The following is a 25,969-nucleotide window of genomic DNA, read 5'->3' as shown; positions in this document are numbered from 1 at the left end:
CAATTTTACGGAATACCGCCAAGAGAATCGAATGAATTCGCAAGAGGAGTTTAGCGCCTTTTCCTCTACGGTGGAATGAAGGCGAAACGGCGAGCCGTTTATGCAGGTTTTTATTTGGCGGCTCTGCTTGGCAGGGCGCGGCGAAGCTGCGCCTGCAAGGCGCGAGCGGCGATTTGCCCGTGGCGCCAGCTTCCGGAGCGGATGAAGGAGGGGATCTGCATGGCCGGCATCGGCCGGGCGAGCGCGTAGCCCTGCAGCGTGTCACAGTCGAGTTCTTCGAGAATGCGGATATGCTCTGTCGTTTCGACGCCCTCGGCGATGACGAGGATGTTCAGCGAGCGGCCGATATCGATGATCGAGCCGACGAGTTTGCGCTGCTCGGCCGATTGCGGCAGCATGCGGATCAACTCGCGGTCGATCTTCAGCGTCTTCGGGCTCAGGCGCAACAGGCTGACGATCGAGGCATGGCCGGTGCCGAAATCGTCGATCTGGATGTCGATGCCGAGCTTGCGCAGCTTTTTCAGGTTGGCGGCCACCGCCTCGTCGCAATCGTCGAGCGAGATCGATTCCAGCAGTTCGAAGGAGAACGTGCCGGGCTCGATCTTCAAGGCGCGGAGCTTCTTGCCGAGATCGGGATCGGCGAGCCGCCTGGCGGAGACGTTGACCGATATCTTCGGGATCGGCAGCCCGTCCTTCAGCCACACCTTCCGGTCTGCAATGGCGCGCTCCAGGATCAAGGCGTCGATGGTCGAGACGACGTCGAGATCCTCGGCGATGTCGAGGAAGCGGTCGGGCGTCAGCAGCCCGTGCACCGGGTGCTGCCAGCGGGCAAGTGTTTCGACACCTGCGACATCGAGCGTGCGGGCATCGAACTGCAACTGATAGAAGGGCACGAATTCATTGCGTTCGAGGCCGATCAGGATCTCGTCTGCAAGGTGCTTGGCGGAGATGATGTCGCGGCGGGCAGAAGCCGAGAAAAATTCGAAGCGGTTGCGGCCGAGGCCCTTGGCACGGTAGAGGGCGATATCGGCGTCGAGCAGCATCTGCTTGGCGTCAAGCTTCGCTCCGCTGTCGATGGCGATGCCGATGCTGGCGCCGAAACGACAATCGTGCCCCTCATATCTGACGGGTTTGCGCAATTCGCGGATGACACGTTCGGCGAGGCCGGCGATCTTCTTCGATGCGGGATCGACAATGCAGAGGATGACGAATTCGTCGCCGCCGATGCGGGCCACGAAATCGACGGCGCGGACGGAATTCCTCAGCACGCTTGCGGCATGCTGCAGCATGGCATCGCCGGCTCGGTGGCCGAGCGTGTCGTTGATCTGCTTGAAGCGGTCGAGATCGATATGCAGGATCGCCAGAGCCAGGTCCTTGGCCCGGCATTCCGCCGCACGCTCGTCCAGCATCTTGTCGAGATAGCGGCGGTTCGGCAGGCCGGTGAGGTAATCGTGTAGTGCCAGGTGCTCGATGCTCTCCTTGGTGGCTTCGAGCTCGCGGTTGCGTGCCTCGGCCAGATCCTTGGCGCGCTGCAGTTCGTTGCGGAGCGCGACTTCTTCGGTGACGTCCCAGTTGGCGCCGATCAGTTTGCGGTGGCCGTTGCCGTCGACGAAGAAGGCCGAGCGGGCGCGGATGACGCGTTCGGCGCCGTCGCCGCGGATGATGCGGTATTCCTGCTGGAAATCGCGGCCGCTTTCGACGCTGCGGTCGGCCAGGCCGAGCACGCGCTCGCGGTCATCGGGATGCAGACTTTTCGCCCAGGCATCGCCGGCGATCTGGCGCGAGGCGCCCTGCAGCCCGTAAATGGCGATGAGGCGGTCGTCCCATTCGACGCTATCGTGCTCGATATCGGCTTCAAATACGCCGATGCGGGAGATCTCTAACGCCAGATCCAGGCGGCGCGACAAACGCGACAGCGTCTCTTCGGCCTGCTTGCGGGCAGTGATATCCGTATCCGTGCCGATGATGCGCGTCGGCACGCCGTTCTCGTCCCATTCGACGCAGGCGCCGCGGCACTCGATCCAGACCCAGTGGCCGTTCTTGTGGCGCTCGCGATATTCGAAGACCTGGTAATTGGGATCGCCAGCGTTCTGCCGGTCGATCGCATGGACGACGAAATCGCGATCGTCGGGATGAACGAGCTGCAGCCAGGCCTCGTAGTCGCCGTCGGCTTCCTCCTCGGGCGCCATGCCGCGGATGGTTTTCCACGTCGGCGAGTAATATCGCCGGTCGAGCCGGTAATTGTGATCCCATACGCCGAGGCCAGAGCCGACGAGCGCATAATTCCAGCGGCTCTCCCGCTCGGTGAGGTCGGAATCGTCGGTTGCCCCATTGCCGATGCCTGCCTCAACCGCTGCGGCATCGCCATGCGGAGCACCGGCCTCTGGATGGGCTTTCTTCACGGGCATTCTCGCTTATCTCACCTCGGCGCAGTCTGCTGTCATTCCATTAAGAAAGACTTAGAAAGCACCTGCTCAACAAGCGAGAATGCGGGTTTTCCTCAATCAGCGGAAAGCCGGCCGAGGAACTGGGCAAAAACCATAGTGCCTTCGGGCCAGGGGCCATGACCGGAATCGGCATTGATGTGGCCGGCCTCGCCGGCATCGACGAGGAAGGAGCCCCAGCTGCTGGCGACATCGTCGGCGTGCTCGTAGCTGCCGAACGGATCGTTGCGGCTGGCCACCGTGATCGACGGGAATGGCAGCGGATCGCGCGGATAGGGTCCGAAGGTCATCAGGTGCTTCGGGCGGATGTCGGGATTGGCGACATCGGGCGGGGCGACGAGGAAAGCGCCCGCCACCCGGTTGCGGAAATGCGGGATGGCATGGATCACCGAGGGCACGCCCAGCGAATGGGCGACGAGAACGACCGGGCGGGTCGAGGCGTTCACCTCCTCGGCGATGCGGGCGATCCAGTCCTCGCGGACCGGCTTCGTCCATTCGGCCTGTTCGACACGCCGCGCCGTGCTGAGCTTTGCCTCCCAGCGGCTTTGCCAGTGGCTCGGGCCGGAATTGGTGTAACCGGGGATGATGAGGATATCTGCGTCTGAGGCTTTCATAGTGCCGCCGATGTGAGAAAGCTTGTCCAAGATGTCAAGAGGGGGATGTCAAGGGAGAGAGCGACACGGGCTCTGAAAGTTGCTATATTCCTCCAGTGCCGGTTGCGGATTTCGTATCGGCTTGCCCGCCGATGCTGTCCGCCGCCGATCAGGTCTCGGCTGAGGAGGAGAAAGCCATGGCGGCATTTCACATCATGACGGGTGCAAGCGAAAGCTTAGCGCGGCCCGTCGTCAATCGCATCGGTATCGCCGACGTCTTCGACGCGCTGAAGCGCGGATACGACGATTTCATGGAGAAACCGTCCCACTATGTGTTCCTGTGCCTGATGTATCCGATCGCCGGCGTCTTCCTGACGCTGTGGACCTCCGGCGCCAACCTTTTGCCGATGGTCTTCCCGCTGATGGCGGGTTTCGTGCTGATCGGCCCGATCGCAGCGATTGGCCTCTATGAAATCAGCCGCCGGCGCGAGGCCGGCCTCGATGCGTCCTGGACGCATGCGCTCGATGTGCGCCATTCGCCGGCACTGCCGTCGATTGTCGCGGTCGGCTTGATGCTCTGCGGCCTCTTCGTCGTCTGGCTGGTGACGGCGCAGACGCTCTACAGCAATCTGCTCGGCGAGGTCTTTCCGCGCAGCATGGGGGATTTCTTCCGCCAGGTCTTCGGCACGTCGGAGGGCATGCAGCTGATCATCTGGGGCAACCTCATCGGCTTCGTCTTTGCGCTCGTCGTGCTGGCGATAACCGTCATCACCTTTCCGCTGCTGCTCGACCGCGATGTCGGGGCGGTGGCCGCCGTCACGGCGTCGATCCGCGCAACGATTCTCAATCCGGTGCCGGTGCTGCTCTGGGGTCTGATCGTCGCCGCGCTGCTCGTGATCGGCACGATCCCGATCTTTGCCGGTCTTGCACTCGTCATCCCGATTCTCGGCCATGCGACGTGGCATCTCTATCGCAAGCTGATTGCGCGGGAAGCCGCCGCGTAGTCGCCAAGAAACCTCGTTCCTCGGGGAACCTCGGTCCTGCCTCGGAGTTTGTTTAGCGCGGAGCATGACGTCGCCGACACCATGCTCCGGAGACTTCAAGGGAGGATTTCAGAGGTGACGATGAAGCATCTGTTTGCCCGCTTCGCAACCAAGACATCGGAATGGGCGGGCAAACCCGTTGCTTTCATCCTGGCGCTGACGGTTGTCGTCATCTGGGCGGCGCTCGGCCCTTTCTTCGACTATTCTGAAACATGGCAGCTGATCATCAATACCGGCACGACGATCATCACTTTCCTGATGGTCTTCGTGCTGCAGAACGCCCAGACGCGCGACACGCGGGCGATTCAGGCCAAGCTCAACGAGATCATTCTGACCAGCCATGCCGAAAACCGTTTCATCGGCATCGAGAATCTCGACGAGGAAGAACTGAAACGTCTCAACGAGCTGGTCGCCAAGGCCGCAAAGGGCAGGGGCGAGACGGAGGCCTGCAGGACATCGGAGGCAGCGAATGCGGCACCGTCGAAAAAGGGGGAGACGAGGAAACGGGCCGTGGCCGCCAAAGCGTCGAAGCAAAAACAACGGCCGCTTGAGAAAAGTTAAAAATCAACAATCATCGAGAGATTGGGAGCAGATATGAAAACGGCGCCTGCAAGGGCGCCGCTAATATCGTGATGGCAGATCGTTCAGGCGTTGCCAAACACCCGCCGGAAGATCGTATCGACATGCTTGGTATGATAGCCGAGGTCGAACTTCTCCCGAATATCCTCCTCGGAGAGCGCCGCGCGGACCTCTGCGTCGGCGAGCAGCTCCTCCAAGAAATCCTTACCCTGTTCCCAGACCTTCATGGCGTTGCGCTGGACGAGGCGGTAGGCATCTTCGCGGGAGGTGCCGGCCTGGGTGAGCGCCAAGAGGACGCGCTGCGAATGGACGAGGCCGCGGAACTTGTTGAGGTTCTTTTCCATGTTCTCGGGGTAAACCAGCAGCTTTTCGATGACGCCGGCGAGACGCGAGAGGGCGAAATCGAGCGTCACGGTGGCATCGGGCCCGATCATGCGTTCGACCGAGGAGTGGGAGATATCGCGCTCGTGCCAGAGGGCGACGTTTTCCATTGCAGGCATGGCGTAGGAGCGGACCATGCGGGCAAGGCCGGTCAGGTTTTCGGTCAGAACCGGGTTGCGCTTATGCGGCATGGCCGAGGAACCCTTCTGGCCGGGCGAGAAATATTCCTCGGCTTCCAGCACCTCGGTGCGCTGCAGGTGGCGGATCTCGGTCGCCAGCCGCTCGATCGACGAGGCGACGACGCCAAGCGTGGCGAAATACATCGCATGGCGGTCACGCGGGATGACCTGCGTCGAGACCGGCTCGGCCTTCAGGCCGAGGGCTTCTGCCACATGTTCCTCGACGCGCGGATCGATATTGGCGAAAGTGCCGACGGCGCCCGATATGGCGCAGGTCGCGACTTCCTCGCGCGCGGCGACGAGGCGCTGGCGGCAGCGCTCGAATTCGGCATAGGCGAGCGCCAGCTTGACGCCGAAGGTGGTGGGCTCGGCATGGATGCCGTGCGAACGGCCGATGGTGACGGTGTCCTTATGTTCGAAGGCGCGGCTTTTCAACGCTTCGAGCAGCCGGTCGATATCGGCAAGCAGGATGTCGGTGGCGCGGACCAGCTGAACGTTGAAGCAGGTGTCGAGCACGTCGGACGAAGTCATGCCCTGGTGGACGAAGCGCGCATCCGGGCCGACGATCTCGGCGAGGTGGGTGAGGAAGGCGATGACGTCATGCTTGGTGACGGCCTCGATCTCGTCGATGCGGTCGACGTCGAAGGTGGCGGCGCCGCCTTTCTCCCAGATCGTCTTTGCCGCCGATTTCGGGATCACGCCGAGTTCGGCCAGCGCGTCGCAGGCATGCGCCTCGATCTCAAACCAGATGCGGAACTTGGTTTCGGGAGACCAGATGGCGACCATTTCGGGCCGGGAATAACGCGGGATCATGGGCGGCTGCCTTCACTTCAAGAGGTTTGCTTTATCGAGGTTAGCGCCCCTGTAGCAAAGACGGGCGGCAATCTCAACGCATGCGTTTGGCAAGATGATAGCTGCTTGCGACAAGACAGACGAGGCCGAGTGGCAGGAAGAGACGCAGGCCGATCACCAGGAACTGATAGACGGCGCTGATACTGGTGAAGACGAACTGGAAGGCCCAGACGATACTGCCGAAGGGCGCATGCCAGCGCGAATAGAACATCCGGTATTCCATGGCGAAGAGGAAAGCGGTCATCAGGATCGTGGCCGCCGTCAGCGTCACGAAAAAAGCGGCAAAACGCGTTTCCAGCGGCCTGCCATAGGCAAGGAAGCGGGCAACCGGCAGGGCGAAAGGCCAGGCGAACAGACCGCCGGCGAAATAAAGTGCGGCGATCTCGGTCAGTCGGCTCGTCTGCAGGCCATTGCGCAGGTAAAGGCCGAGCATGGCGGCGGCGAGCATCTGCATGCCCCAAAGCAACGCGCCGGCAATCAGATCGGGGTAGGGCGGCCGTGCAGCTCTTAGACGATCCATCCGGGGGCGATCCGTCCTCGGGTGATCAGTGCTCGGGCGATCCATGCTCAGGGATGAACCGGAACGGCGATCCAGCGTCCGTTCCTGTCGGCATCGAAGGCCAGAACGAGGGCGATGTGAACCTGGTTTCCGCCTTCCGGCTGATAGACCACGGCGCCGCCGATCCGGTATTCGACGGAACATACGCGCTCGGCGGGAACCGCGGTCGCCTGGCGCGCCGCCTGCCGGTTCGGAGCGCCTTCTTTCTCGATCATCTGCAGGCTGAAGCCGATGACCCGCTTGTCGACCGCAGCGCAATCCTTCGGCGTCGGCACCGGCATCTCGCCGAGCGAGAGCGTATAAGGCGCTTTCGGCGGACCATCGGTTGCAAGCGTCGTGTAGCGAAGCGTCTTCGAAGGGGAGCCGAGTTCGGTCGGCGGATTGAAGGCGGCGATCAGGCCGGGATTGGTCAGCAGATCGTATTTATCCATCTGGCTGCGCGCCGCCGTCAGGTTCTGCCGCCGCGCCTTGGAGAGATTGGCGTCCTTGTCGGTCAGCTCGGTATGAAAGGGCGTGCCCTCGAGATAGTGGCCGTCTTGGGTATCGATGAAATAGGTATTGGAGTAGGGAAGGTTGCCGCTCTCCTCGATGCCGAACTCCTGAAATCCGAAGACCTTGCCGTCGGCGGAAAAGCCGATCGGCTGGATATTAGCGATGTCTCCGGCAAGTGATAAGCCGGGCAGGCCGGCAAAAACGACGGCAAGCATGCCACTCATAATCAGACGTTTCTTCATGCTTGTGCCCCTTCGGCTGCCTGACGCAGATCGGCGATGGTCCGGCGGTAATCCTCGACCGTGTCACCCTTGAAAATTGCCGAGCCGGCGACGAGGACGTTGCCGCCCGCCCGCGCGATATCAGGCGCCGTTTCCACCGTGACGCCGCCGTCGACCTCGAGTTCGATCGGCCGATCACCGATCAGTGACTTCGCCGCCGCGATCTTCTTCGCCATCGCCGGAATGAACTTCTGCCCACCGAAGCCGGGATTGACCGACATGATCAGGATGAGGTCAACATCGTCGAGCACGTTCTCGATGGCGCTGAGCGGTGTCGCCGGATTGATCGTCACCCCGACCTTCTTGCCGAGATTGCGGATGGTCTGCAGCGAGCGGTGCAGATGCGGCCCGGCTTCGGCATGGACGGTGATACGGTCGCAGCCGGCCTTGGCGAAGGCTTCGAGATAGTCGTCGACCGGGGAGATCATCAGGTGGCAGTCGAAGGTGGCTGATGTATAGGAGCGCAGCGACTTGATGACATCGGGGCCGAAGGAGATGTTCGGCACGAAATGCCCGTCCATCACGTCGAGATGGATCCAGTCGGCGCCGGCGGCCGTCACGTCGCGGACCTCCTCGCCGAGCCTGGCGAAATCCGCTGCGAGGATCGAGGGGGCAATGCGAATGGGCAGCTGCATCAAATCTTACTCCGTATGGGCCGCCAGAGCGCGGGGCCTGAATTCAAGGCTGGCGCGACGCTCATTGCGTCGGCGCGGCAGGTGGAAAAAAGCCGTTGCCCCGCCATTCGAGCAGGCGGTAGGGATTTTGCGAAAGTTCATGCGCGCTGGTGAAGCCGACGGCGCCGACCGGCGTCTGGAATGTCGTGCCGACAAGCGTCTCTTGCAGAGGCTTGCCCGCCGCAGCGGCGGCTTGTCCCGCCTGGCCGGCAATGAGGGCTGCTGTCAGCGACGGCAGGACATAACCTTCCGGCTCGACGCCTTTGGCGCGCAGCGCATCGGCTGCAGCTGCGCCTTCCGGCAGAAGGGCGTATTCGGGCAGAGCGACCGCGCGCACGCCATCTGCGAGCGGCAGCGGCTGATTGGCGGCGCGCATCGCATCGCCGCCAAGGATGGACAGCGGGATGTTCTCCGCTTTGGCGTCGCGGGAGATGACAGCGACGTCGTTGCGGTCGCCGCCGATGAAGACTCTGGTGGCGCCGGCCCGTTTCAGGCGGCGGACGAGGGCGATCTGCTGTTCCTGTCCCGGCCGGTAGGTGTCGGTAAAGACCGGCTTCAGGCCGTTCTGCTCCAGCGCATTGCGTACCGCTTCCGTCAGTTCGCGGCCATGGATGGTGCCGTCCTCGATCAGGGCGATCGGATCGGCGGCCCAGTCTTTCAGGATCACCTCGATGACCTTTGCCGCCTCGGCGCCGTCGGCGGGCGCCGCCCGGAAGAGCGGCCAGCCGTTCTTCCGGGCATCCTCCATCAGGATGCGGGAGCGCACGGAGACGGTGATCGCCGGAATATTGGCGTCCTTCAGCTTCGGCAGCGCGCCTTCCAGCGTCTCGCTGCAGAGAAAGCCGACCGCGACCTGGACCTTGGCGTTGACAAGCGCATCTGCGACCGCGGCACCACTATTCTCCTCGCAGGTCTCGTTGATGGCGACGAGCGTATTTCCGGATTGCTGGATCTCGAAACCGGCGCCGGCGGCAATCTGGGCGCCCAGGAGGGCGAGCGGTCCGTTCTGAGGGGCGACGACACCGATCGTCACGCCGGCCGCATGGCTTTCAGCCGCCGCTCCCAGCAGCGCCAGAAAAGCTGCTATGCCACGCAGGTTGATCATGAAAGGCGGAGATCCCTAGCCATCGTCCATGCCCTTTTATCCGCAAGGCCGCGATCGTCAAAGAAAAACAAGCGCAACGCAGCGCTTTTCGCCGGTCCTATTGTAGAAAAGGTAACTGATGCTCGCCATATTGGCGCGATAACAAGTCGATCCAGGCATAGAAGCGCGCACGGGAGAAGCAGGTGTTGAACAGGCAGCATATCGACCCCGGCCTTTATCGCGATGCCATGAGCCGTTATGCCGGCCATGTGCAACTCGTGACGACGGCGATGGGCGAACTGCGCCGCGGCGTCACCATCACTGCCGCCTGCTCGGTCTCCGACAATCCGGCCTCGGTGCTGATCTGCCTCAACAACACCAATCCGAAGAACGAAATCTTCTTCCGCAGCGGCGTCTTCGTGCTCAACACGCTTGGCGCCCATCACCAGGCCATTGCTGACGCTTTCTCCGGGCGCACCGCGCTTACCGATGACGACCGCTTCGCCAGCGCCCGTTTCGACACACTCGTCACCGGCGCGCCGGTTCTCTTCGATGCGCTCGCCGCCTTCGATTGCCGGGTGACCGACATCAAGGAAATGCCGACGCACAATGTCGTCTTCGGCGAGGTCGCCGCCGTCCGCTTCAGCGAAAAGCACCCGGCGCTCATCTATATGAACCGGGATTATCACGCGCTGTGATTAGAGCGCCGTGTGTCCTTTCGGAAGCATTTCGAGGGAATAAAGAATGGACAATGCCGGGATCGAGGAAATGTTTCAGGGGATCGGCCCCGTCACGATCAAGCGCATGTTCGGCGGCAAAGGAATCTATCATCTCGGACGGATCATTGCGCTCGAAGTGCGCGACGAAATGCTGTTGAAGGCCGATGAGACGAGCGCTCCTGAATTTGCCGCCGCCGGGGGCACGCAATGGACCTATGAGGGCAAGAAGGGCAAGCCGGTAAAAATGCCCTACTGGTCGATCCCCGACGAGGCCTACGACGATCCCGATCTGATGGCGAAATGGGTGCGGCTTGCCTATGAGGCGTCCCTTCGCGCCGAATAGCTATTCGCCCTGCGCTGCAGCCGGCAAAGCTGCGATCGCCGCCTTGGTGAAGGCCGACAGCGGCTCGGGCAGATCCGTCAAGGGAAACCAGCCGAAATCCGAAAGTTTGTCCGGTTCGGTCAGTTGCGGCTCGCCCTCGATGTCGTGGGTGAGATAGAGCAGAGAGATCCAGTGCTGGCGATCGGCGTCGATCATCTGCTCGGTCATGCCGAGCCGTTTGATACGGCCGATCACGAGGCCGGTTTCTTCCTCAGCCTCGCGGCGCGCGGCTTGCTCGGCCGGCTCCATATGGTCGACCTTGCCGCCGACAATATTCCAGTAGCCGGCTTCAGGTGCACGCAAGCGCTTGTAGAGAAGGATTTTGGCGTCGCGCAGAATTACCAGGCCGACGCCGAAGCCCGGAAAATCGAGACCGGGCCTGCCCATTGGAAGTCAGACCTTAGCGCTGCCGGCGATCAGCATGAAGGCCGGGATATCGTCGCCGAAGCCGACCGGGGTGGGGCCGTCGTCGTGGTCGCGATGACGGCGGCGGTCGCGGCTGTCGTCGTTTGCCGGGTAAGGCCGACTGTTGCGCGCATTGTTCTGCGGCTTTTGCTCTGCTTTGCGCTCGTTCTTCACGATGTCGGCCTTTACTGGTGCTGCTTCAATCACGTCTACGCCATTATCCTGTATGTCGTTGTCAGATTTATGACTCGCAGCGCTGCGACTGCCGCGTCCGCGGCTACGATCCCTGTCGCCATTTTCTCTCGGCGCACGATCTCGGGTTGCGCCATCTCTGGCGCCACGCTCGCGGCTGTTGCGGCGCGGGCGTTCGCTGTCCCGGCTGTCTTCAGCCGGCGGCGGCAGCGACGTCAGGTCACCGCTCAGCCATTCGACCTTTTCCCCGATCAGCTTCTCGATGGCATCGACGAACTTAGTGTCGCGCTTGGTAACGAGCGTGAAGGCGGCACCCGAGCGGCCGGCACGGCCGGTGCGGCCGATGCGGTGGACGTAATCCTCGGAATGGATCGGCACGTCGAAATTGAAGACGTGGCTGACATCGGGAATGTCGAGGCCGCGGGCCGCGACGTCGGAGGCGACCAGAAGCTGGAGATTGCCGTCACGGAAGCTCTGCAGCGTCATCGTGCGGGAACGCTGGTCCATGTCGCCATGCAGGGCGCCGACCGAGAAGCCGTGGCGCTCGAGCGACCGGAACAGATCGGCGACATCCTTCTTGCGGTTGCAGAAGACGATGGCGTTCTTGAGCTCGGTCTGGGCGCGGACGAGTTCGCGCAGAACCGCTCGCTTCTCGTAATCCTTCCCGTGCGAAGCAACGAAACGCTGCGTCACAGTCGCTGCGGCGGAAGCCGGCTTTGCGACCTCGATACGCTCGGGATTCTGCAGGAAGCGGTCCGCAAGCTTCTGGATCTCCGACGGCATGGTTGCCGAGAAGAACAGCGTTTGACGGGTGAACGGGATCATCTTGGCGATGCGTTCGATATCGGGGATGAAGCCCATGTCGAGCATGCGGTCGGCCTCGTCGATGACGAGGATCTCGACGCCGCTCATCAGGAGCTTGCCACGCTCGAAATGGTCGAGAAGGCGACCGGGGGTGCAGATCAGCACGTCGGCGCCGCGTTCGAGCTTGCGGTCCTGGTCCTCGAAGGAAACGCCGCCGATCAGAAGGGCGACGTTGAGGCGGTGGTTCTTGCCGTATTTCTCGAAATTCTCGGCGACCTGGGCAGCGAGTTCGCGGGTCGGTTCGAGAATCAGCGTGCGGGGCATGCGCGCACGCGCACGGCCCTTTTCCAGAAGCGACAGCATCGGCAGCACGAAGGATGCCGTCTTGCCAGTGCCGGTCTGCGCGATGCCGCAAATATCGCGGCGCTCGAGCGCAAACGGGATGGCGCCCGCCTGAATGGGCGTGGGGATCGTGTAGCCCGCATCCGTAACAGCGGATAGCACTTTTTGGCTCAAGCCAAGGTCAGCAAATGTCGTCAAAGGGAAAACTGTTTCCATTCCGTTCGGCCGAGCTCTGAACGAGTCGGCGGGATTGCATGCCGCAATGCAGCGCGACATAGCCCCGAATGGCCGGCAAGTCAAGAAATAGAGACGCCGCACCCATTGCAGAGTGAAGCGTTGGTTACCGGGCAGGAGTTACTTGATATAGGTGGCGAGTTTAAGGCCGGCATTCATGAAATATACTGGATCGACGGCATGGCCGTCCTGGCGCACTTCATAATGCAGGTGCGTGCCCGTCGAGCGGCCGGTGCTGCCGGCAAGGCCTATGACGTCGTTACGGTCGACCGTGTCGCCGACCTTGACCAGAACCTCCGACATATGCCCGTAGCGCGTTGAGATGCCGTTGCCGTGATCGATCTCGACCATGTTGCCGTAGCCGCCGGTCCAGCCGGCCGAAATGACCTTGCCGGGCGCCGTCGGGCGGATCCTTTCGCCGGGCGAAAAGCGGAAATCGATGCCGGAATGGAGCGCGAGGCGGCCAAGGAAAGGGTCGCGGCGGTTGCCGAACGGGCTGGTCACGTCCTTGCCAATAGCGGGATTGCGGAAGGGTAGGGATTCCGCGGTACTGCGCACAGCTTCGAGCCGGGTCAGCGCGCCGTCGAGCGCTGCCAGCGAATTGTTGAAGCCGTCGTTGCTTTCCGGCTCGACATAGGGGCCACCGACAGCATCGTCGTCGTCTTTCCTGGCAGCGGTCTCGGGCATCGGAATCTTGAAGCGGGTCAGCACCGTCTCGATGGCATTGGCGGCATTGCCGGCATCGCTCGTCAGCTGTTCGACACGGCTGCGCTGATCCTGTTCGACATCTTTGAGCGACAGCGTCACCTTGGAGAAGATGCGGTCGGCACGGTCGCCGACCGTGTCGGTGGCCGGCACATAGGCAAGCGTCGAATTGTCGGGCGTCGCATCGGCGGGCGCGCCACTCGCCAGCTGGTTCTCGATCGCCTCGATGCCGCTACGGTTAAGCGAAGCGCGCTTGTCCTTGGCATCGGGTGCATAGGACTGAACGGGCGAAGACGGCGTAGGCGGGGCGCCGTCCTTTTCCGTCAGGCCGGAGCTTTCGGCGCGGTCGAGCAGAGTGTCGAGCTTGCCATGGCGCGAGGTCAGCGCCATCTGCTGCTCCATCAGCTTGTCGACCTTGTCTTCCACCACCTGCTGGTCGAGAAGCTGGCGGGAGGTGATGCGGTCGACCTGGGCGCGAAGGGCGGCGATGCGATCTTCGTAATCATGCTGCATGCGGGCCTGGCGGGCCATGGTGGCGCCGATCAGGTCGTCGCGCAGCACGAGATAGGACGTGGCCAGGAGGTAGCCGATCGAGAAGACGCCGACGAAGCAGAAAGCCAGCGCTGCCATCCACGGCCGGACCGTCATATGGCGGACTTTGTCGCCGCTTGCGAGGATGAGGATATGTTCCTGCGCCCGCCTGCCGAATACCCGGTGCTGATGTCCGCTGTTCACGCAGGCTCTCCCGATTGATGCTCTACGCCTCTTTCGGAAATTAGACACCGTTATGGTTAATGAATGCTTTCGTTGCCGCCATTGCATCAGACATTTCAGGCACCTTACGCGTTGCTGATCGATGCCAGCGAGCGGTAGAAGGACGGCGTCAATCCGGCTTCGGCGCGGGCAAGGTCGTTGAAGGGCGGCTTCAGCGGTCCACGGAAATTGGCGCGCACCAGCTCCTGGAAGGCTTTTGCCGGATCGCGCTTCTCGCGGGCGCAGAGGAAGCGGAACCATTTGGCGCCGACGGCGACATGGCCTTTCTCGTCATTGTAGATGACGTCGAGCACCGCTGCACTTTCGAGATCGCCGGTCTGGCGCATCTTCGCCTGCAGCGACGGCGTGACGTCGAGGCCGCGGGCTTCCAAAATCAACGGCACGACGGCGAGCCTTGCCGTCAGATCGTTGCGCGTCGAATGGGCGGCCTGCCAGAGCCCGTCATGGGCGGGAAGATCGCCGTAATCAGCGCCGAGATCGTTGAGCCTGGCGCGCACCATGCGGAAATGCTTCGCCTCCTCGAAGGCGACCTGCATCCAGCCGTCGAAAAAGGAATTCGGCACCTGCTCGGTTGCGAATCGCGCGACGATATCGAGCGCCAGATCGACGGCGTTGAGCTCGATATGGGCGATGGCGTGCAGCAGCGCGATCCGCCCTTTGAGCGTATGCAGCGAGCGCTTCTCCACCTGGGTCGGCGGCGTCAGCACCGGTTTGTCAGGACGGCCGGGCCTGTCGGGCAGGGCGGCATCGAGCGGCGAGCGCAGCGACACCCGGCGGGCGAACCAGCGGGTGGCGCTTTCCTGCGCAAGCGCCGTCTTGCGGTCGAGATCGGCGGAGGAGATCGCATCGATGGCGCCGCCGCGCAGCGAGGTTATCGTGAGATCGCCAGTCACGCCGCCAGATTCCTCACGGCCTCGAGCACGGTTTCGGCATGGCCCTGCACCTTCACCTTCTGCCAGATGGTGGCGATCGTGCCGTCCTGGCGGATCAGGAAGGTAGTACGCTCAACACCCATGAAGTTGCGGCCGTACATGCTTTTTTCCTTCCAGACGCCATAGGCCTGCAGCGTCGTCTTTTCCTCGTCCGAGGCGAGCGCCACCGAAAGACGGTGCTTCTTGATGAACTTGTCATGGCAGGCGGCCGAATCGGGCGACATACCGATGACGGCAGCACCCGCCGCTTCGAACTCGGCTGCTAACGCGGTGAAAGCCAGTGATTCGGCGGTGCAGCCCGTCGTGTCGTCCTTGGGATAGAAGAACAACACGAGCGGCTTGCCGTGGAATTCGGCCAGCGAAACGCGGCCGCCGCCGTCGCGGGGAAGGTTGAAATCAGGGGCCGAAACGCCGATGCCGGGAACCGCCATTGGGAAAACCTTTCTTTTGCCGGGTTTGTGGATGACACTTTCTCTCCCCGAATTATATAGTGGACGGATACCCGTCCAGCATGGCCGGGTTCAATTCTTCAGTTAAAGGGAGAGCCCGAGGGCGCATGTCAGCCATCCGCGGCGAAAAGGTCACGTTTCGCAAGAAGGATATCGTTGCGCTGGACCGCTTGCCGTCCGCCCAGGCCGAGGATCCGATCATCGTCCATTGCCCGCCGCCGCGTTCGCCGATGCGCCGGACGGCGAAGCTAACCTGCGGATTTCTGGGACTGATCCTCGTTATTCTCGCTGGCATCGTTTTCACCGTCGAGAGCGGCATGTTCGACAAGCCGCTCTCGCAGCAGGCGCAGGCGGCGCTGAATGGCGTGGCCGGACCGCGCTACCGCGCCGAGGTCGGCTCCACCGTCATCCGTTTCACCTCGGATTTCCGGCTGGCGCTGGAAGCGCGCAACGTCAACATGATCGACCAGGAGAGCGGCCAGCACCTGTCGACGACGGGTTCGGTGCGCCTGGGGCTCGATCCGCTGCAGCTTTTCCGCGGCCGCATCGCCGTCGCGGACATCGAGGCGAAGGATATCGCGCTCGATACCGCGCTTCTGCCCTCCGGCAATGCCGTCAAGCTCGACGATCTGCGCATCGACGCCATGCCGGCGGCGATGGAGAAGATCTTCTCGCAGTTCGACATGTTCGACAGCATCGTGACGCGCGGCTCGACGAATTCGGTGCGCATCTCCGGCATCGACATCAAGCTTGCCGATACCGCCAACGGCCCGCTGTCGCTGGTCATCGACAATCTCGTCTTTGCCCATGCCGGTCCGTCCTCGCTGCAATTGACCGGCGAAGTCGCGCTCAATGGCGAAGTGGCGGAGCTCGACGTGCTGGCCGAGAAGGAAGACAGCCACGTGTCCAAGGTCGTGGCGACGCTCAAGCATGCCGACCTCACCCCGTTCGCGCTGAAACGCAACGATCAGGGCATGATCCGGCAAGGACTGAGCGCCTTTGCCGATCTGACAGTGTCGGCCACCCGAGCGCGCGATGGCGTGCAGCCGGCGCTGGCGGCGACGATCGATATCGATCCCGGCCAGATCTATGCGGATGGCGATCCGCAGCAGCTGTCGGGCGGGCAAATCAATCTCGTCTATGATTTCGCCAAGCAGACGATCGAGATCGCCCGGTCGAACGCTCGGTTCGGTGCGACCACGCTTCCCATCAATGGTGCGCTGATCGATCTCGATAAGCTCGACCCGCAGGCGGGCAAAGGCTTCGGCATCGACCTACTCGTCAGCGGCGGCACGGCAGCCCCCGGCGGCTCCGGCGAGCAGCCGCTCTCCTTCGACATCCAGGCGACCGGGCGCTACATGGTCGCCGGCCGCGAATTCCAGTTTCCCAACATGACCGTCTCCAGCCCGCTCGGCGCGCTCTACGGATCACTTGATGTCAAGCTCGGCGACAAATCGCCGGAGATTAGCTTCGCCGGCCAGTCAGCGCAGCTGCAGACGACAGCGATCAAGCAGCTCTGGCCGTTCTGGATGGCGCCCAAGGTGCGCACCTGGGTGCACGGCAATCTCTTCGGCGGCACCGTCACCAACGCCACCATATCCGTCTTCATTCCTTTCGGCAGGCTGGACGAGGCAGCCGGCGGCAAGGGCCTAAAGCTCGACGCCAACCAGATCCGCATCGGCTTCGACATCGCGGAGGCGCGGATGAACGTCGCCGGCGACATTCCGCCGATCCGCGACACGTCAGCACATTTCGACCTGACCGGCCCGGTTGCGACGATCGCGATCAAGAACGGTACGTCCTATTTCCCCTCCGGCCGGTCGGTCGGCCTCGGGCAGGGGACGTTCATCTTGCCCGCCACCTACGATAAACCGCTGATGGCCGATATCGATCTCGCGGTCTCCGGGGCGGCGGACGCCGTCGGCGAGCTTCTGACCTACCGGCCGATCCGGGTGCTGCAGCGCGCCGGCTTTACGCCCGACGATCTCAAGGGCCGGATCGAGGCGAATGTAAAGGCCCATTTCGGCCTGCTCTCCTCGCAAAACCCGCCGCCAGCCGAATGGACGGCGGCAATGAAGCTCACCGATATCGATCTTGCCAAGCCGTTTTCCGGCAGGATGATCAGTAATCTCGACGGCACGCTGAACGGCAATCCGAAGCGAATCACGCTTGACGCCAAAGCTCAGATCGACGGCGTCCCGGCCGATATCGATCTTACCGAACCGGTCGAGGCATCCGACACAGCGGCCAAACAACGGGTGATCACTGCGACCCTTTCCGAGGACCAGCGCAACAAACTGATACCCGGCCTTTCCGGCATCGTCGGCGGCAGCGTGAAGATGGTGCTGACGCGGATCGATGACGACCGACAGGACGTCCAGCTCGATCTCACCAAGTCGCTGCTCGAACTGCCCTGGATCGGTTGGGCGAAGGGCAGCGGCATTGCCGCCACGGCGGAATTCGAAACGTCCGGGCCGGCCGACAATACCCAGATCAAGAACTTCCGGCTGAAGGGCGACGGTTTCGGCGCCAATGGATCGCTGAACATCGGCAAGGGCGGGCTGATCTCGGCCGATTTCGACAGCGTCAAGCTCTCCTCGCTCGACGATTTCGCCCTGTCGGTCAAGCGCAGCAAAGGCAATTTCGACGTCTCGGTCTCCGGCGACAGCGCCGATGCGCGGCCGGTCATCCAGCGGTTGAAAGCGGGCTCGGACGGCGATGGCGATGGGGATGCCGGCACCACCGGTGTATCGGTGCGCGCCAGACTGAAAAACGTCATTGGCTTCAACGACGAGAAGGTCGGCAATTTCCAGGCGCAAATATCACTGCGCGGCGACAAGCTGCAGGCGCTCAATTTTTCCGCCGTTACCGACAGCGGCGAGGCCGTGGTCAGCCAGATGAAGGACGGCGGCGTCATCAACATCACCAGCGGCGATGCCGGCGCGGTATCGCGTTTCGCTGACCTCTACCAGCACATGCAGGGCGGCCTTCTCAATCTGGCGATCCGGCTCGGAGCAGAGGGCGGCTGGGACGGCTCACTCGACGTGCGCCGCTTCGCGATCGTCAACGAACAACGCCTGCGCTCGATCGTCTCGACACCGGTCGGAAATGAGCAGCGCAGTCTCAACGAGGCGGTCAAGCGCGACATCGATACTTCGTCGCAGCGCTTCCAGCGCGGCTTTGCCCGCGTCGTCTCGCGTAATGGCATGGTCGGCATCGAGAACGGCGTGCTGCGCGGCGACCAGATCGGCGCAACCTTCCAGGGCATCGTGCGCGACCGCAAGGGCAACATGGACATGACCGGCACCTTCATGCCGGCTTACGGCCTCAACCGCCTTTTTGCCGAACTGCCGCTGATCGGCGTCATCCTCGGCAATGGCAGCGACCGCGGCCTGATCGGCATCACCTTCAAACTCACCGGCAAGTTCGATCAGCCGAGCCTGCAGATCAACCCGCTGTCGATCATCGCACCGGGCGTCTTCCGGCAGATTTTTGAGTTCCAGTAGAAGGGAAGACTGGAACCGACCATGGACGGCCCGTGATCTCCTCTGGGCTAAATCTCCTTTCGCCTCAGAAGATAATCGAGACCGCCGACGCGATACCAGCGATAGCCGTATGCGTCGAGCATGACGGTATGAAGTCCTTTTTCATCTGCCTTGCTGCTTTCGCCATCGGCGATATCAATCAGTTGTCGGCCGTGTTCGCCTAAGTCGGTGTCGAAAGTCACTTCCGCCGGCCGCGCATGCAGATTGTGCAGGATCAATACGGAATTGCCGCGCCAGTCGTAACGAAGCGCCAGCACGCCGTCGTCACCGGTGTCGATCACGGAAAAGTCGCCCCAGCCGATCTCAGGAGCTTCCTTGCGCATCCGGATCATTCGCTCGGTCCAGTTCAGCAACGAGTTCGGGTCACGCCGCTGCTCGGCAACGTTGATATGCTGGAAGCCATAGGGGCCGTCCTTGATGACAGGCGAGATGGGCTTTTTACTTTTGGTGAATCCGCCCTCCGGTTCGGTCGACCACTGCATCGGCGTGCGTGCGCAATTTCGCTCGGGCAGGCACAGATCGTCGCCCATGCCGATTTCGTCGCCGTAGCGTATGACAGGCGTTCCGGGCAGCGAAAACAGCAGGCTGTAGGCCATTTCGATCCTGCGGTGGTCGCCGCCGAGCATCGGCGCCAGGCGACGACGAATGCCCCTGTCGTAAAGCTGCATGTTCTTGTCGGCCCCGAAAGCGGCAAATACCGCATTGCGCTGCTTTTCCGTCAGCCGGCCGAGGTCCAGTTCATCATGGTTGCGGAGGAAGAGGCCCCATTGCGCGGTCGCCGGGCGCGGTTTCGTCGCCTCCATGGCCTTCTTGAGCGGCCGCGTGTCGGCGCTGGCGAAAGCGTAAAACAGCGCCTGATTGACCTGGAAATTGAACATCATCTGCATGCGGTCGCCATCATCGCCGAAATATTCGAAATTGTCCTTCGGCAGGATATTGGCCTCCGCCAAAATGATGGAATCGCCCAGGCGCCACTGCAGGAATTCGCGAAATTTCCTCAGCATATCGAATTGTTCGACAGGCTTGGCAACGTCGGCGCCTTTCGTCGCGATGATGAAAGGGGCGGCATCCATCCTGAAGCCGGAGACACCGAGCTGGATCCAGAAGCCCATGATCTTGAGGATTTCCGCCTGCACCTCGGGGTTCGATGTATTGAGATCGGGCTGATGATCGTAGAAGCGGTGAAAATAATAAGCCTTTGCCTTGTCGTCATAGGTCCAGGTCGTCTTCTGGACGCCCGGGAAGACCATGCCCTGATCGGCATTATCAGGTTTTTTATCCGACCAGACGTACCAGTCGCGATAGCGCGAGCGTGGATCGCTCCTGGCGTCCTGGAACCAGGGATGATCCCTGGATGTATGATTGATCACCAGGTCGATCAGCACCCGGATACCGCGTTGCTTGGCGCCGTGGGTGAACTCGACGAAATCGCCGAGCGAGCCATAGCGCCGGTCGACATTGTAATAATCGGAAACGTCGTAACCGTCGTCGCGACCGGGCGACGCCTGGAACGGCATGAGCCAGATCGCCGTCACGCCGAGGCCGGAGAGATAATCGAGGCGCCGCATCAGGCCCTGAAAATCACCGACGCCGTCACCGTTCGCATCCATGAATGTTTCGACGGACAGGCAGTAAATGACAGCGTTCTTATACCAGAGGTCGTTGATCATGCCGGGGCTCCAATCCAATCTGGTCGCAAATCCCGGCGGGCGGAAAAGGTTCCGATAAAGCATTCGCTATGTGGGTCGCTAAGCTTCGCGGTAGAGACTGCGCGGGCTCATCCTCGACAAACCGCATTCAGCCAGGCTGACAAATCCGGCAGTGATGCTTTGCCTATTTTAGTGAAATCTGATGTACTATAGTGTCCCGACCAGGAAGCAACGGCCGGTGCAATGTCGGAGGATGCGATGCAGTGCGTGCGGGCAGTTTCTTTTTCATCGGCCGCCGTGATGGCGGTTACGATTGCCGACGTGTCGCTTTCTGCGGAAAAGAGCGCGCGGTTGAACTCGCAAGAGGCGGTCATCCGTTCCAACCACGTCCTGACGGTTCCTCTGGACGCGATGATGACGCCGCCGATTTTCTCGATCAGTTGGTGGTCGCGGGTGCAGTCCGCTTCCAGCGTCGATCCGCCTGGTTACCTTCTTAAGAGACCAGACGAAATGACGAAGAATACCGATGGGGAGCCGAGTGATCTTGCTCGCCGATCCGAATAGCGAGGCGAGGAAAAGCCGGCGAGGACGCCGGCTTCGATATCTGTACGGAATTGAAGCCGCTTACGCCGCGCGGCGGATCAGGATGTGTTTCTTCTTGCCGAGCGAGAGCTTGATGATGCCGTCGGCGGTGATTTCGCCGCTGCCGATCATCTTGCGTTCGTCGCTGACCGCCTCGTCGTTGATGCGGACCGCGCCGCCCTGGACGTGACGCCGAGCTTCGCCGTTCGACGAGGCAAGGCCGGCACGAACGATCAGCGACAGCAGGCCGATGCCGCCGTCGAGTTCGGTGGCGGGGATATCGACCGAGGGCAGATTTTCCGAAAGGCCGCCTTCCTCGAAGGTCTTGCGTGCGGTTTCGGCGGCTTGTTCAGCGGCCTCGCGGCCGTGCAGGATCGCCGTTACCTCGGTTGCAAGGATCTTCTTGACCTCGTTGATCTCCGAACCGCCGAGCGCCGAGAGCCGGGCGATTTCATCCATCGGCAGCGTCGTGTAGAGCTTCAGGAAGCGTGAGACGTCGGCATCCTCGGTGTTGCGCCAGTACTGCCAGAAATCATAGGCAGAGAGCATGTCGGCGTTCAGCCAGATAGCGCCCGTCGCCGACTTGCCCATCTTGGCACCCGACGATGTCGTCAGCAGTGGCGATGTCAATGCATAGAGCTGCGGTGTCCCCATACGGTGACCGAGATCGATACCGTTGACGATATTGCCCCACTGGTCCGAACCGCCCATCTGCAAGCGGCAATCGTAGCGTTTGGCAAGCTCGACGAAGTCGTAGGCCTGGAGGATCATGTAGTTGAATTCCAGGAAGGACAGGGATTGTTCGCGGTCGAGACGCGTCTTGACGCTGTCGAAGGACAGCATACGGTTGACCGAGAAGTGCTTGCCGACGTCGCGCAGGAATTCGAGGTAGTTCAGCGAGCGCAGCCATTCGGCATTGTTGATCATCAGCGCGTCCTTGGGACCGTCGCCGTAGTTCAGGTAATTGGAGAAGACGCGCTTGATCGAGGCGATGTTGCCTTCGATCGCATCGACGGTCATGAGCTGGCGCGCCTCTTCCTTGAAGGAGGGGTCGCCGACCATGCCGGTGCCGCCGCCCATCAGCGAGATGGCGCGATGGCCGGTCTTCTGCATCCAGTGCAGCATCATGATCTGGATCAGCGAACCGGCATGCAGGCTGGGCGCGGTCGGATCGAAGCCAATATAGGCCGTCACGGTTTTCTTCGCGAACAGGTCGTCGAGGCCGCTTTCATCGGAGACCTGATGAATGAAGCCGCGCTCTTTCAGCGTACGGAGGAAATCGGACTTGAACTCGTACATGGCCGCCTTCGTCTCTTGATATCTGCGCGCGCCCATCCGGGCCTCGCGCAAGTTCGTTGTTGTTGATCTGTCGCGGCGCGTTTAGCACTGTTTTTATAAAAGTGCATCCGGGAATCGCATGGGAGGCAAGCCTCATGGATGTCATCAGGACCGCGATCGGGCTGATGAGTGGCACGTCGATGGACGGAATCGACGTCGCGTTGATCAGGACCGACGGCCGCGGCTTCATCGAGCGCGGACCCTTCATGGGTGTGCCCTATGATGCGGATTTTCGCGGTCGACTCAAACGCGCGCTGGAAATCGCCCGTCCACTGAGCGACAGGAGCGAACGACCCGCTGAGCTTCGCGATATCGAGCTTGAACTGACGTTGCGGCATGCAATTGCCGTTACGGCATTTCTGGAACATTTCAGGCTTTCTGCCGATGGCGTCGATGTTCTCGGCTTCCACGGCCAGACGGTGCTTCATCGCCCTGATGAGGGACTGACGATCCAGATCGGCGATGGCGGGGAACTGGCGAAGAGAACCGGCATATCTGTGGTCTACGACATGCGCGCCAATGACATGGTTCATGGCGGGCAGGGCGCGCCGCTGGTGCCGGCCTATCACGCAGCACTTGCGGGAAAATTCCAGCAGGCGGGACAGGCGGTGTGTTTCGTCAATATCGGCGGCATCTCCAATCTCACCTTTATCGGCACCGACGGCCGGATATCGGCGTTCGACAGCGGGCCGGGCAATACGCTGATCGACCAGTGGGTGGAGATGCAAACAGGCAAAACCTATGACCCCGGCGGCGAGATCGGCGGACGCGGCAAGGTCGTCCCCGCCTTGGCGGAGCGTTATCTGCAAAGCCCGTTCTTCCGCGGCAATATCCGCCGTTCGCTCGACCGCGGCGATTTCGCGCCGCTTCAGCCGGAGGAGGCGAGCCTTGAAGACGGCGCCCGGACGCTGGCGCATGTCGCCGCCGCCTCGATCATCAAATCCGCCAGCTTCCTACCGGAGACCCCAGCGATCTACATCGTCTGCGGCGGCGGGCGGCTGAACGCCACTCTCATGGCAGAGTTCTCGGTCATGGCCGAAAGGTTGGGCTCGAGGGTGTTGACGGCCGAGGAGGCGGGCTTCGACGGCGATGCGATGGAAGCCGAGGCCTGGGCCTATCTCGCCGTCCGATCGCTGGACGGGCTGCCGCTGACATTTCCCGGCACGACGGGGGTGGGCGCCCCGGTCAGCGGCGGGGTGCTGGCAACGCCGTGAAAGAGCAAAGGATCATACTGAAGACGCCACGGCTGACCTTCGTCATGTGGGACGAAGGCGATGCGATCCTGGTGCAACAGCTGCATACGACGATGGCGACGACCCGATACCTGCCCGGCAACGTGCCGTGGAGCCTCCAAAAGGCTGAGGAACGGCTGCGCGGCTGGTTCGAGGAACAGGCACGTGACGGCACGACCAAATACAAGCTCCTCGCCGAGGACGGCAGCTTCGTCGGTCGCGCGGGGATTTCGAAGTTCAACGAGCAATTCGAACTCGGCTATTCCCTACGGGAGGAAGTGTGGGGCCAAGGCCTGGCAACCGAGGCAGCAAGCGTGCTCGCCGACTGGTTCTTCGAAAGGGAGCTTGCATCGGGCTTCATCGCCTTCACGCATCCCGAAAACATCGCCTCGCAACGTGTCCTCCGAAAGATCGGCATGCGCGAACGCGCGCCGATCCTGATCGATGGAGTGCTGGACACGGCTTTCGAACTGACCGCTGATATGCGGCCGGCAAAGCTCTAACTCTTTACGGCGACCGGCCGGACGTTGGATTCGCGTCCAGCCTGATTGCCCTCCTCGACGCCCCTGACCTGGGCGATGAAGGAGAACTTCTTGCGCAGGCCGAGGATCGGCTTCTCGATAAAATGCCAGGACAGCACCGCGACGGCGAGAGCCGATGGCAGGCCGACGAGATAGAGCGCCAGCGCACCATATTTCGGATAGAGGAAAACCGACGGGAACGAGCTGATCCAGATCTGCAAAAACGGGTCGTGATAGAGATAGACGCCGTAGGAATAGTCGCCTTTCCTGAAAAAGGCCGGGATGGGCACCTCGGACAGGCCGATGAAGACGGTGATGTAAACGAGAGAGGTGATAACCAAAGGCCGGTTCAGCACCGACTCCGTCGCTTGGCTGTCGAGGGTGAGAATGGCGATGACGCAAATCAGGCAGGCAGCGGCGAACAGCCAGCGGGAATGCGGAATGACCGCTTTGAACTGAAAGACGACGATGCCCATCATGAAGGCCGTGATCAGCTGCGAGCCTCGGCTCATGAACAGGAAGCGCGCGATAGGCTTGATCGAGCCCGGCAACAGATAGGGCATCTTCTGCACGATAAGGCCGATGACGATGTAGGCGATCGTCACCGCCAGCAGCTTGTAGCGTGTCTTGACGATGGCGGTGATCATCAGGAACGACATGATGATGTAGCAGAAGATTTCCCAGGGAACCGTCCACAGAGCGCCGTTGACGCGCTGGCTCGGATTATCCTGGAAGACGCCCGGCAGCTCGTAATGGATCCAGCCGACGATATTCAGGAAGTATTTGAAAAACCGCTGATCGGTAAAATATTCGGAGTGGTAAACGACCGTGATGATCGGCCCGATGATCAGCGAACAAACGACGATATCGACGGCAAGGGCCGGGACAATGCGCAAGCCTCGGTTGATCAGAAAATTCCGGAGGCTCAGGCGCTGGGCGCTGCCGGCGATCAGAAATCCGCTCAAAGCGAAGAACATCGGAACAAGAGCGTATTCAGTAAACCAGAATACTGACCCCCTGATGAAGTCATTGTTGTCGGTTAATAAAAAGGAATGGGTCAATACGATGGAAAAGGCGAGCCCTATTCGAAGGAAATCGAACCCCGGACCAATTCCCCTATACTCATCCAGGACTTCCCCGAACGACTTGGTCATTGCGGACCTCGCTTTTGTTAGGATCGCGAGGACCCTACCGCACTGCAACATGGATTGCAACACGATAGGTGATCTGTTCCGGCACAGCCGGCCCGGTTGTGTTCCGGACCGTCAAGGCATTGATAAGGCCGAGATTTGTAGTGTCAGCGAATCCGCTTGGCGGCCGGTTCCGGCACCAGTTCGCCGTTGAGGCGACGGTCGAGATAGTCCTCGCATTCGCCCATCAGCGTTTCCACCTGGCCGTTGAAGAAGTGGTTGGCATTGGCGACTGTGCGATGGGTAATCAGGATGCCCTTCTGGGTCTTCAGCTTCTCCACGAGGCCGTTGACATCCTTCTCCGGCGCGACCTTGTCGGCCTCGCCGTTGATGATCAGGCCGGAAGACGGGCAGGGCGCCAGGAAGGAAAAGTCGTAGGTGTTCGGCTGCGGCGCGATCGACATGAAGCCTTCGATCTCCGGCCGGCGCATCAGGAGCTGCATGCCGATCCAGGAGCCGAAGGAATAACCGGCGACCCAACAGGTCTTGGAATCGGGATGCAGGCTCTGTACCCAGTCGAGCGCCGAGGCGGCATCCGAGAGCTCGCCGGCGCCGTGGTCGAATTCGCCCTGGCTGCGGCCGATTCCCCGGAAATTGAAGCGCAGCGTCGTGAACCCGCGCTTCTGGAACATGTAGAAGAGCTGATAGACGATCTGATTGTTCATCGTGCCGCCGAACTGCGGATGCGGATGCAGAATGAGCGCGATGGGCGCGCTTTTTTCCTTGGAGGGCTGGTAGCGGCCTTCAAGACGGCCGGCTGGGCCGTTGAAAATAACTTCGGGCATTGGTACTCCGGGTTTTATTTCGCGTTCG

Annotated in this window: 24 protein-coding genes; 8 read left to right on the top strand and 16 right to left on the bottom strand. The window is 61.7% G+C overall.

Annotated elements, in window-relative coordinates:
• Nucleotides 1-110: 110 nt before the first annotated feature.
• Nucleotides 111-2,408 (bottom strand): bifunctional diguanylate cyclase/phosphodiesterase, encoded by a 2,298-nt coding sequence (locus tag V8P77_RS27000; protein ID WP_335915109.1) that lies wholly within the window; start codon nt 2,406-2,408, stop codon nt 111-113.
• A gap of 92 nt (nt 2,409-2,500) precedes the next feature.
• Nucleotides 2,501-3,058, bottom strand: coding sequence for an RBBP9/YdeN family alpha/beta hydrolase (locus tag V8P77_RS26995; protein WP_026265268.1), 558 nt, complete (start codon nt 3,056-3,058; stop codon nt 2,501-2,503).
• 176 nt (nt 3,059-3,234) lie between these two features.
• Between V8P77_RS26995 and V8P77_RS26990 the strand changes: the two genes are divergently transcribed.
• Together V8P77_RS26990 and V8P77_RS26985 are read left to right on the top strand one after the other, a co-directional pair.
• Nucleotides 3,235-4,041 (top strand): DUF2189 domain-containing protein, encoded by an 807-nt coding sequence (locus tag V8P77_RS26990; RefSeq protein WP_335915107.1) that lies wholly within the window; start codon nt 3,235-3,237, stop codon nt 4,039-4,041.
• A gap of 120 nt (nt 4,042-4,161) precedes the next feature.
• Nucleotides 4,162-4,641, top strand: coding sequence for a low affinity iron permease family protein (locus tag V8P77_RS26985; protein WP_335915143.1), 480 nt, complete (start codon nt 4,162-4,164; stop codon nt 4,639-4,641).
• Between the two features lie 83 nt (nt 4,642-4,724).
• Here V8P77_RS26985 and purB read toward each other — a convergent pair whose 3' ends face one another.
• The 5 genes from purB to V8P77_RS26960 form a co-directional block, all read right to left on the bottom strand.
• The gene (gene purB / locus V8P77_RS26980) at nt 4,725-6,032 is read right to left on the bottom strand and encodes an adenylosuccinate lyase (protein WP_018072252.1); all 1,308 of its coding nucleotides are present in this window, start codon (nt 6,030-6,032) and stop codon (nt 4,725-4,727) included.
• A gap of 73 nt (nt 6,033-6,105) precedes the next feature.
• The gene (locus V8P77_RS26975) at nt 6,106-6,591 is read right to left on the bottom strand and encodes a hypothetical protein (protein WP_335915106.1); all 486 of its coding nucleotides are present in this window, start codon (nt 6,589-6,591) and stop codon (nt 6,106-6,108) included.
• A gap of 47 nt (nt 6,592-6,638) precedes the next feature.
• Nucleotides 6,639-7,364 carry a DUF2259 domain-containing protein gene (locus V8P77_RS26970; RefSeq protein WP_335915105.1) on the bottom strand — a complete coding sequence of 242 codons (726 nt, stop codon included), beginning with the start codon at nt 7,362-7,364 and terminating at the stop codon, nt 6,639-6,641.
• On the bottom strand, nt 7,361-8,038 hold the full coding sequence (gene rpe / locus V8P77_RS26965) for a ribulose-phosphate 3-epimerase (protein ID WP_335915104.1): 678 nt from the start codon (nt 8,036-8,038) through the stop codon (nt 7,361-7,363). The genes V8P77_RS26970 and rpe overlap by 4 nt, the downstream gene beginning before the upstream one ends.
• Nucleotides 8,039-8,099: 61 nt before the next feature.
• Entirely contained in the window at nt 8,100-9,182 is a 1,083-nt protein-coding gene (locus V8P77_RS26960) for an ABC transporter substrate-binding protein (protein WP_335915102.1), read from the bottom strand.
• Between the two features lie 182 nt (nt 9,183-9,364).
• Between V8P77_RS26960 and V8P77_RS26955 the strand changes: the two genes are divergently transcribed.
• Nucleotides 9,365-9,859: a flavin reductase gene (locus tag V8P77_RS26955; RefSeq protein WP_335915101.1), complete on the top strand. Its 495-nt coding sequence runs from the start codon at nt 9,365-9,367 to the stop codon at nt 9,857-9,859.
• A 46-nt stretch (nt 9,860-9,905) separates the two neighbouring features.
• Nucleotides 9,906-10,223 carry a TfoX/Sxy family protein gene (locus tag V8P77_RS26950; protein ID WP_335915100.1) on the top strand — a complete coding sequence of 106 codons (318 nt, stop codon included), beginning with the start codon at nt 9,906-9,908 and terminating at the stop codon, nt 10,221-10,223.
• On the opposite strand, the gene V8P77_RS26945 is transcribed toward V8P77_RS26950, so the two are convergent.
• From V8P77_RS26945 to V8P77_RS26925, 5 genes are all read right to left on the bottom strand, one after another.
• Nucleotides 10,224-10,649, bottom strand: a complete 426-nt coding sequence (locus V8P77_RS26945; protein ID WP_335915099.1) for an NUDIX domain-containing protein — start codon at nt 10,647-10,649, stop codon at nt 10,224-10,226.
• Nucleotides 10,650-10,655: 6 nt separating this feature from the next.
• A complete protein-coding gene (locus V8P77_RS26940) occupies nt 10,656-12,221 on the bottom strand; it encodes a DEAD/DEAH box helicase (RefSeq protein WP_222029916.1) in 1,566 nt (521 codons plus the stop codon).
• Between the two features lie 138 nt (nt 12,222-12,359).
• The gene (locus tag V8P77_RS26935) at nt 12,360-13,679 is read right to left on the bottom strand and encodes a peptidoglycan DD-metalloendopeptidase family protein (protein ID WP_335915096.1); all 1,320 of its coding nucleotides are present in this window, start codon (nt 13,677-13,679) and stop codon (nt 12,360-12,362) included.
• 104 nt (nt 13,680-13,783) lie between these two features.
• A complete protein-coding gene (locus V8P77_RS26930; protein ID WP_335915094.1) occupies nt 13,784-14,611 on the bottom strand; it encodes a ferritin-like domain-containing protein in 828 nt (275 codons plus the stop codon).
• Nucleotides 14,608-15,081 carry a peroxiredoxin gene (locus tag V8P77_RS26925; protein WP_012757610.1) on the bottom strand — a complete coding sequence of 158 codons (474 nt, stop codon included), beginning with the start codon at nt 15,079-15,081 and terminating at the stop codon, nt 14,608-14,610. The genes V8P77_RS26930 and V8P77_RS26925 overlap by 4 nt, the downstream gene beginning before the upstream one ends.
• 125 nt (nt 15,082-15,206) lie before the next feature.
• Between V8P77_RS26925 and V8P77_RS26920 the strand changes: the two genes are divergently transcribed.
• A complete protein-coding gene (locus V8P77_RS26920) occupies nt 15,207-18,605 on the top strand; it encodes a YhdP family protein (RefSeq protein ID WP_335915090.1) in 3,399 nt (1,132 codons plus the stop codon).
• Between the two features lie 47 nt (nt 18,606-18,652).
• Here V8P77_RS26920 and V8P77_RS26915 read toward each other — a convergent pair whose 3' ends face one another.
• The gene (locus tag V8P77_RS26915; RefSeq protein WP_335915088.1) at nt 18,653-20,314 is read right to left on the bottom strand and encodes an alpha-amylase family protein; all 1,662 of its coding nucleotides are present in this window, start codon (nt 20,312-20,314) and stop codon (nt 18,653-18,655) included.
• 222 nt (nt 20,315-20,536) lie between these two features.
• Between V8P77_RS26915 and V8P77_RS26910 the strand changes: the two genes are divergently transcribed.
• Nucleotides 20,537-20,857 carry a hypothetical protein gene (locus V8P77_RS26910; protein ID WP_335915086.1) on the top strand — a complete coding sequence of 107 codons (321 nt, stop codon included), beginning with the start codon at nt 20,537-20,539 and terminating at the stop codon, nt 20,855-20,857.
• A gap of 60 nt (nt 20,858-20,917) precedes the next feature.
• Here the strand turns inward: V8P77_RS26910 and tyrS are convergent, their stop codons facing one another.
• On the bottom strand, nt 20,918-22,174 hold the full coding sequence (tyrS, locus tag V8P77_RS26905; RefSeq protein WP_335915142.1) for a tyrosine--tRNA ligase: 1,257 nt from the start codon (nt 22,172-22,174) through the stop codon (nt 20,918-20,920).
• A 134-nt stretch (nt 22,175-22,308) separates the two neighbouring features.
• Between tyrS and V8P77_RS26900 the strand changes: the two genes are divergently transcribed.
• A complete protein-coding gene (locus V8P77_RS26900; protein ID WP_335915085.1) occupies nt 22,309-23,427 on the top strand; it encodes an anhydro-N-acetylmuramic acid kinase in 1,119 nt (372 codons plus the stop codon).
• Complete coding sequence (locus V8P77_RS26895; protein ID WP_335915084.1) at nt 23,424-23,948, top strand: GNAT family N-acetyltransferase; 525 nt, start codon at nt 23,424-23,426, stop codon at nt 23,946-23,948. The genes V8P77_RS26900 and V8P77_RS26895 overlap by 4 nt, the downstream gene beginning before the upstream one ends.
• On the opposite strand, the gene V8P77_RS26890 is transcribed toward V8P77_RS26895, so the two are convergent.
• Both V8P77_RS26890 and V8P77_RS26885 read right to left on the bottom strand, forming a co-directional pair.
• Nucleotides 23,945-25,120 carry an acyltransferase family protein gene (locus tag V8P77_RS26890; protein WP_335915082.1) on the bottom strand — a complete coding sequence of 392 codons (1,176 nt, stop codon included), beginning with the start codon at nt 25,118-25,120 and terminating at the stop codon, nt 23,945-23,947. The genes V8P77_RS26895 and V8P77_RS26890 overlap by 4 nt on opposite strands.
• 143 nt (nt 25,121-25,263) lie before the next feature.
• Complete coding sequence (locus V8P77_RS26885) at nt 25,264-25,941, bottom strand: alpha/beta hydrolase (RefSeq protein WP_003559715.1); 678 nt, start codon at nt 25,939-25,941, stop codon at nt 25,264-25,266.
• Between the last annotated feature and the right edge of the window lie 28 nt (nt 25,942-25,969).

The sequence above is a fragment of the Rhizobium aouanii genome (assembly GCF_037002925.1).
In the GTDB taxonomy this organism is placed as follows: domain Bacteria; phylum Pseudomonadota; class Alphaproteobacteria; order Rhizobiales; family Rhizobiaceae; genus Rhizobium; species Rhizobium aouanii.
Note: the sequence above shows the minus strand (reverse complement) of the source record. Positions and strands in the feature narration are given on the sequence as shown.

Bases quoted from the DNA above. Each gene is read 5' to 3' on its own strand.
- V8P77_RS26945 (WP_335915099.1), bottom strand. From the start codon at position 10,649: ATGGGCAGGCCCGGTCTCGATTTTCCGGGCTTCGGCGTCGGCCTGGTA.
- V8P77_RS26915 (WP_335915088.1), bottom strand. From the start codon at position 20,314: ATGATCAACGACCTCTGGTATAAGAACGCTGTCATTTACTGCCTGTCC.
- rpe (WP_335915104.1), bottom strand. From the start codon at position 8,038: ATGCAGCTGCCCATTCGCATTGCCCCCTCGATCCTCGCAGCGGATTTC.
- V8P77_RS26990 (WP_335915107.1), top strand. From the start codon at position 3,235: ATGGCGGCATTTCACATCATGACGGGTGCAAGCGAAAGCTTAGCGCGG.
- V8P77_RS26975 (WP_335915106.1), bottom strand. From the start codon at position 6,591: ATGGATCGTCTAAGAGCTGCACGGCCGCCCTACCCCGATCTGATTGCC.
- purB (WP_018072252.1), bottom strand. From the start codon at position 6,032: ATGATCCCGCGTTATTCCCGGCCCGAAATGGTCGCCATCTGGTCTCCC.
- V8P77_RS26910 (WP_335915086.1), top strand. From the start codon at position 20,537: ATGTCGGAGGATGCGATGCAGTGCGTGCGGGCAGTTTCTTTTTCATCG.
- V8P77_RS26925 (WP_012757610.1), bottom strand. From the start codon at position 15,081: ATGGCGGTTCCCGGCATCGGCGTTTCGGCCCCTGATTTCAACCTTCCC.
- V8P77_RS26970 (WP_335915105.1), bottom strand. From the start codon at position 7,364: ATGAAGAAACGTCTGATTATGAGTGGCATGCTTGCCGTCGTTTTTGCC.
- V8P77_RS27000 (WP_335915109.1), bottom strand. From the start codon at position 2,408: ATGCCCGTGAAGAAAGCCCATCCAGAGGCCGGTGCTCCGCATGGCGAT.
- V8P77_RS26920 (WP_335915090.1), top strand. From the start codon at position 15,207: ATGTCAGCCATCCGCGGCGAAAAGGTCACGTTTCGCAAGAAGGATATC.
- V8P77_RS26885 (WP_003559715.1), bottom strand. From the start codon at position 25,941: ATGCCCGAAGTTATTTTCAACGGCCCAGCCGGCCGTCTTGAAGGCCGC.
- V8P77_RS26985 (WP_335915143.1), top strand. From the start codon at position 4,162: ATGAAGCATCTGTTTGCCCGCTTCGCAACCAAGACATCGGAATGGGCG.
- V8P77_RS26995 (WP_026265268.1), bottom strand. From the start codon at position 3,058: ATGAAAGCCTCAGACGCAGATATCCTCATCATCCCCGGTTACACCAAT.
- V8P77_RS26940 (WP_222029916.1), bottom strand. From the start codon at position 12,221: ATGGAAACAGTTTTCCCTTTGACGACATTTGCTGACCTTGGCTTGAGC.
- tyrS (WP_335915142.1), bottom strand. From the start codon at position 22,174: ATGTACGAGTTCAAGTCCGATTTCCTCCGTACGCTGAAAGAGCGCGGC.
- V8P77_RS26900 (WP_335915085.1), top strand. From the start codon at position 22,309: ATGGATGTCATCAGGACCGCGATCGGGCTGATGAGTGGCACGTCGATG.
- V8P77_RS26960 (WP_335915102.1), bottom strand. From the start codon at position 9,182: ATGATCAACCTGCGTGGCATAGCAGCTTTTCTGGCGCTGCTGGGAGCG.
- V8P77_RS26890 (WP_335915082.1), bottom strand. From the start codon at position 25,120: ATGACCAAGTCGTTCGGGGAAGTCCTGGATGAGTATAGGGGAATTGGT.
- V8P77_RS26950 (WP_335915100.1), top strand. From the start codon at position 9,906: ATGGACAATGCCGGGATCGAGGAAATGTTTCAGGGGATCGGCCCCGTC.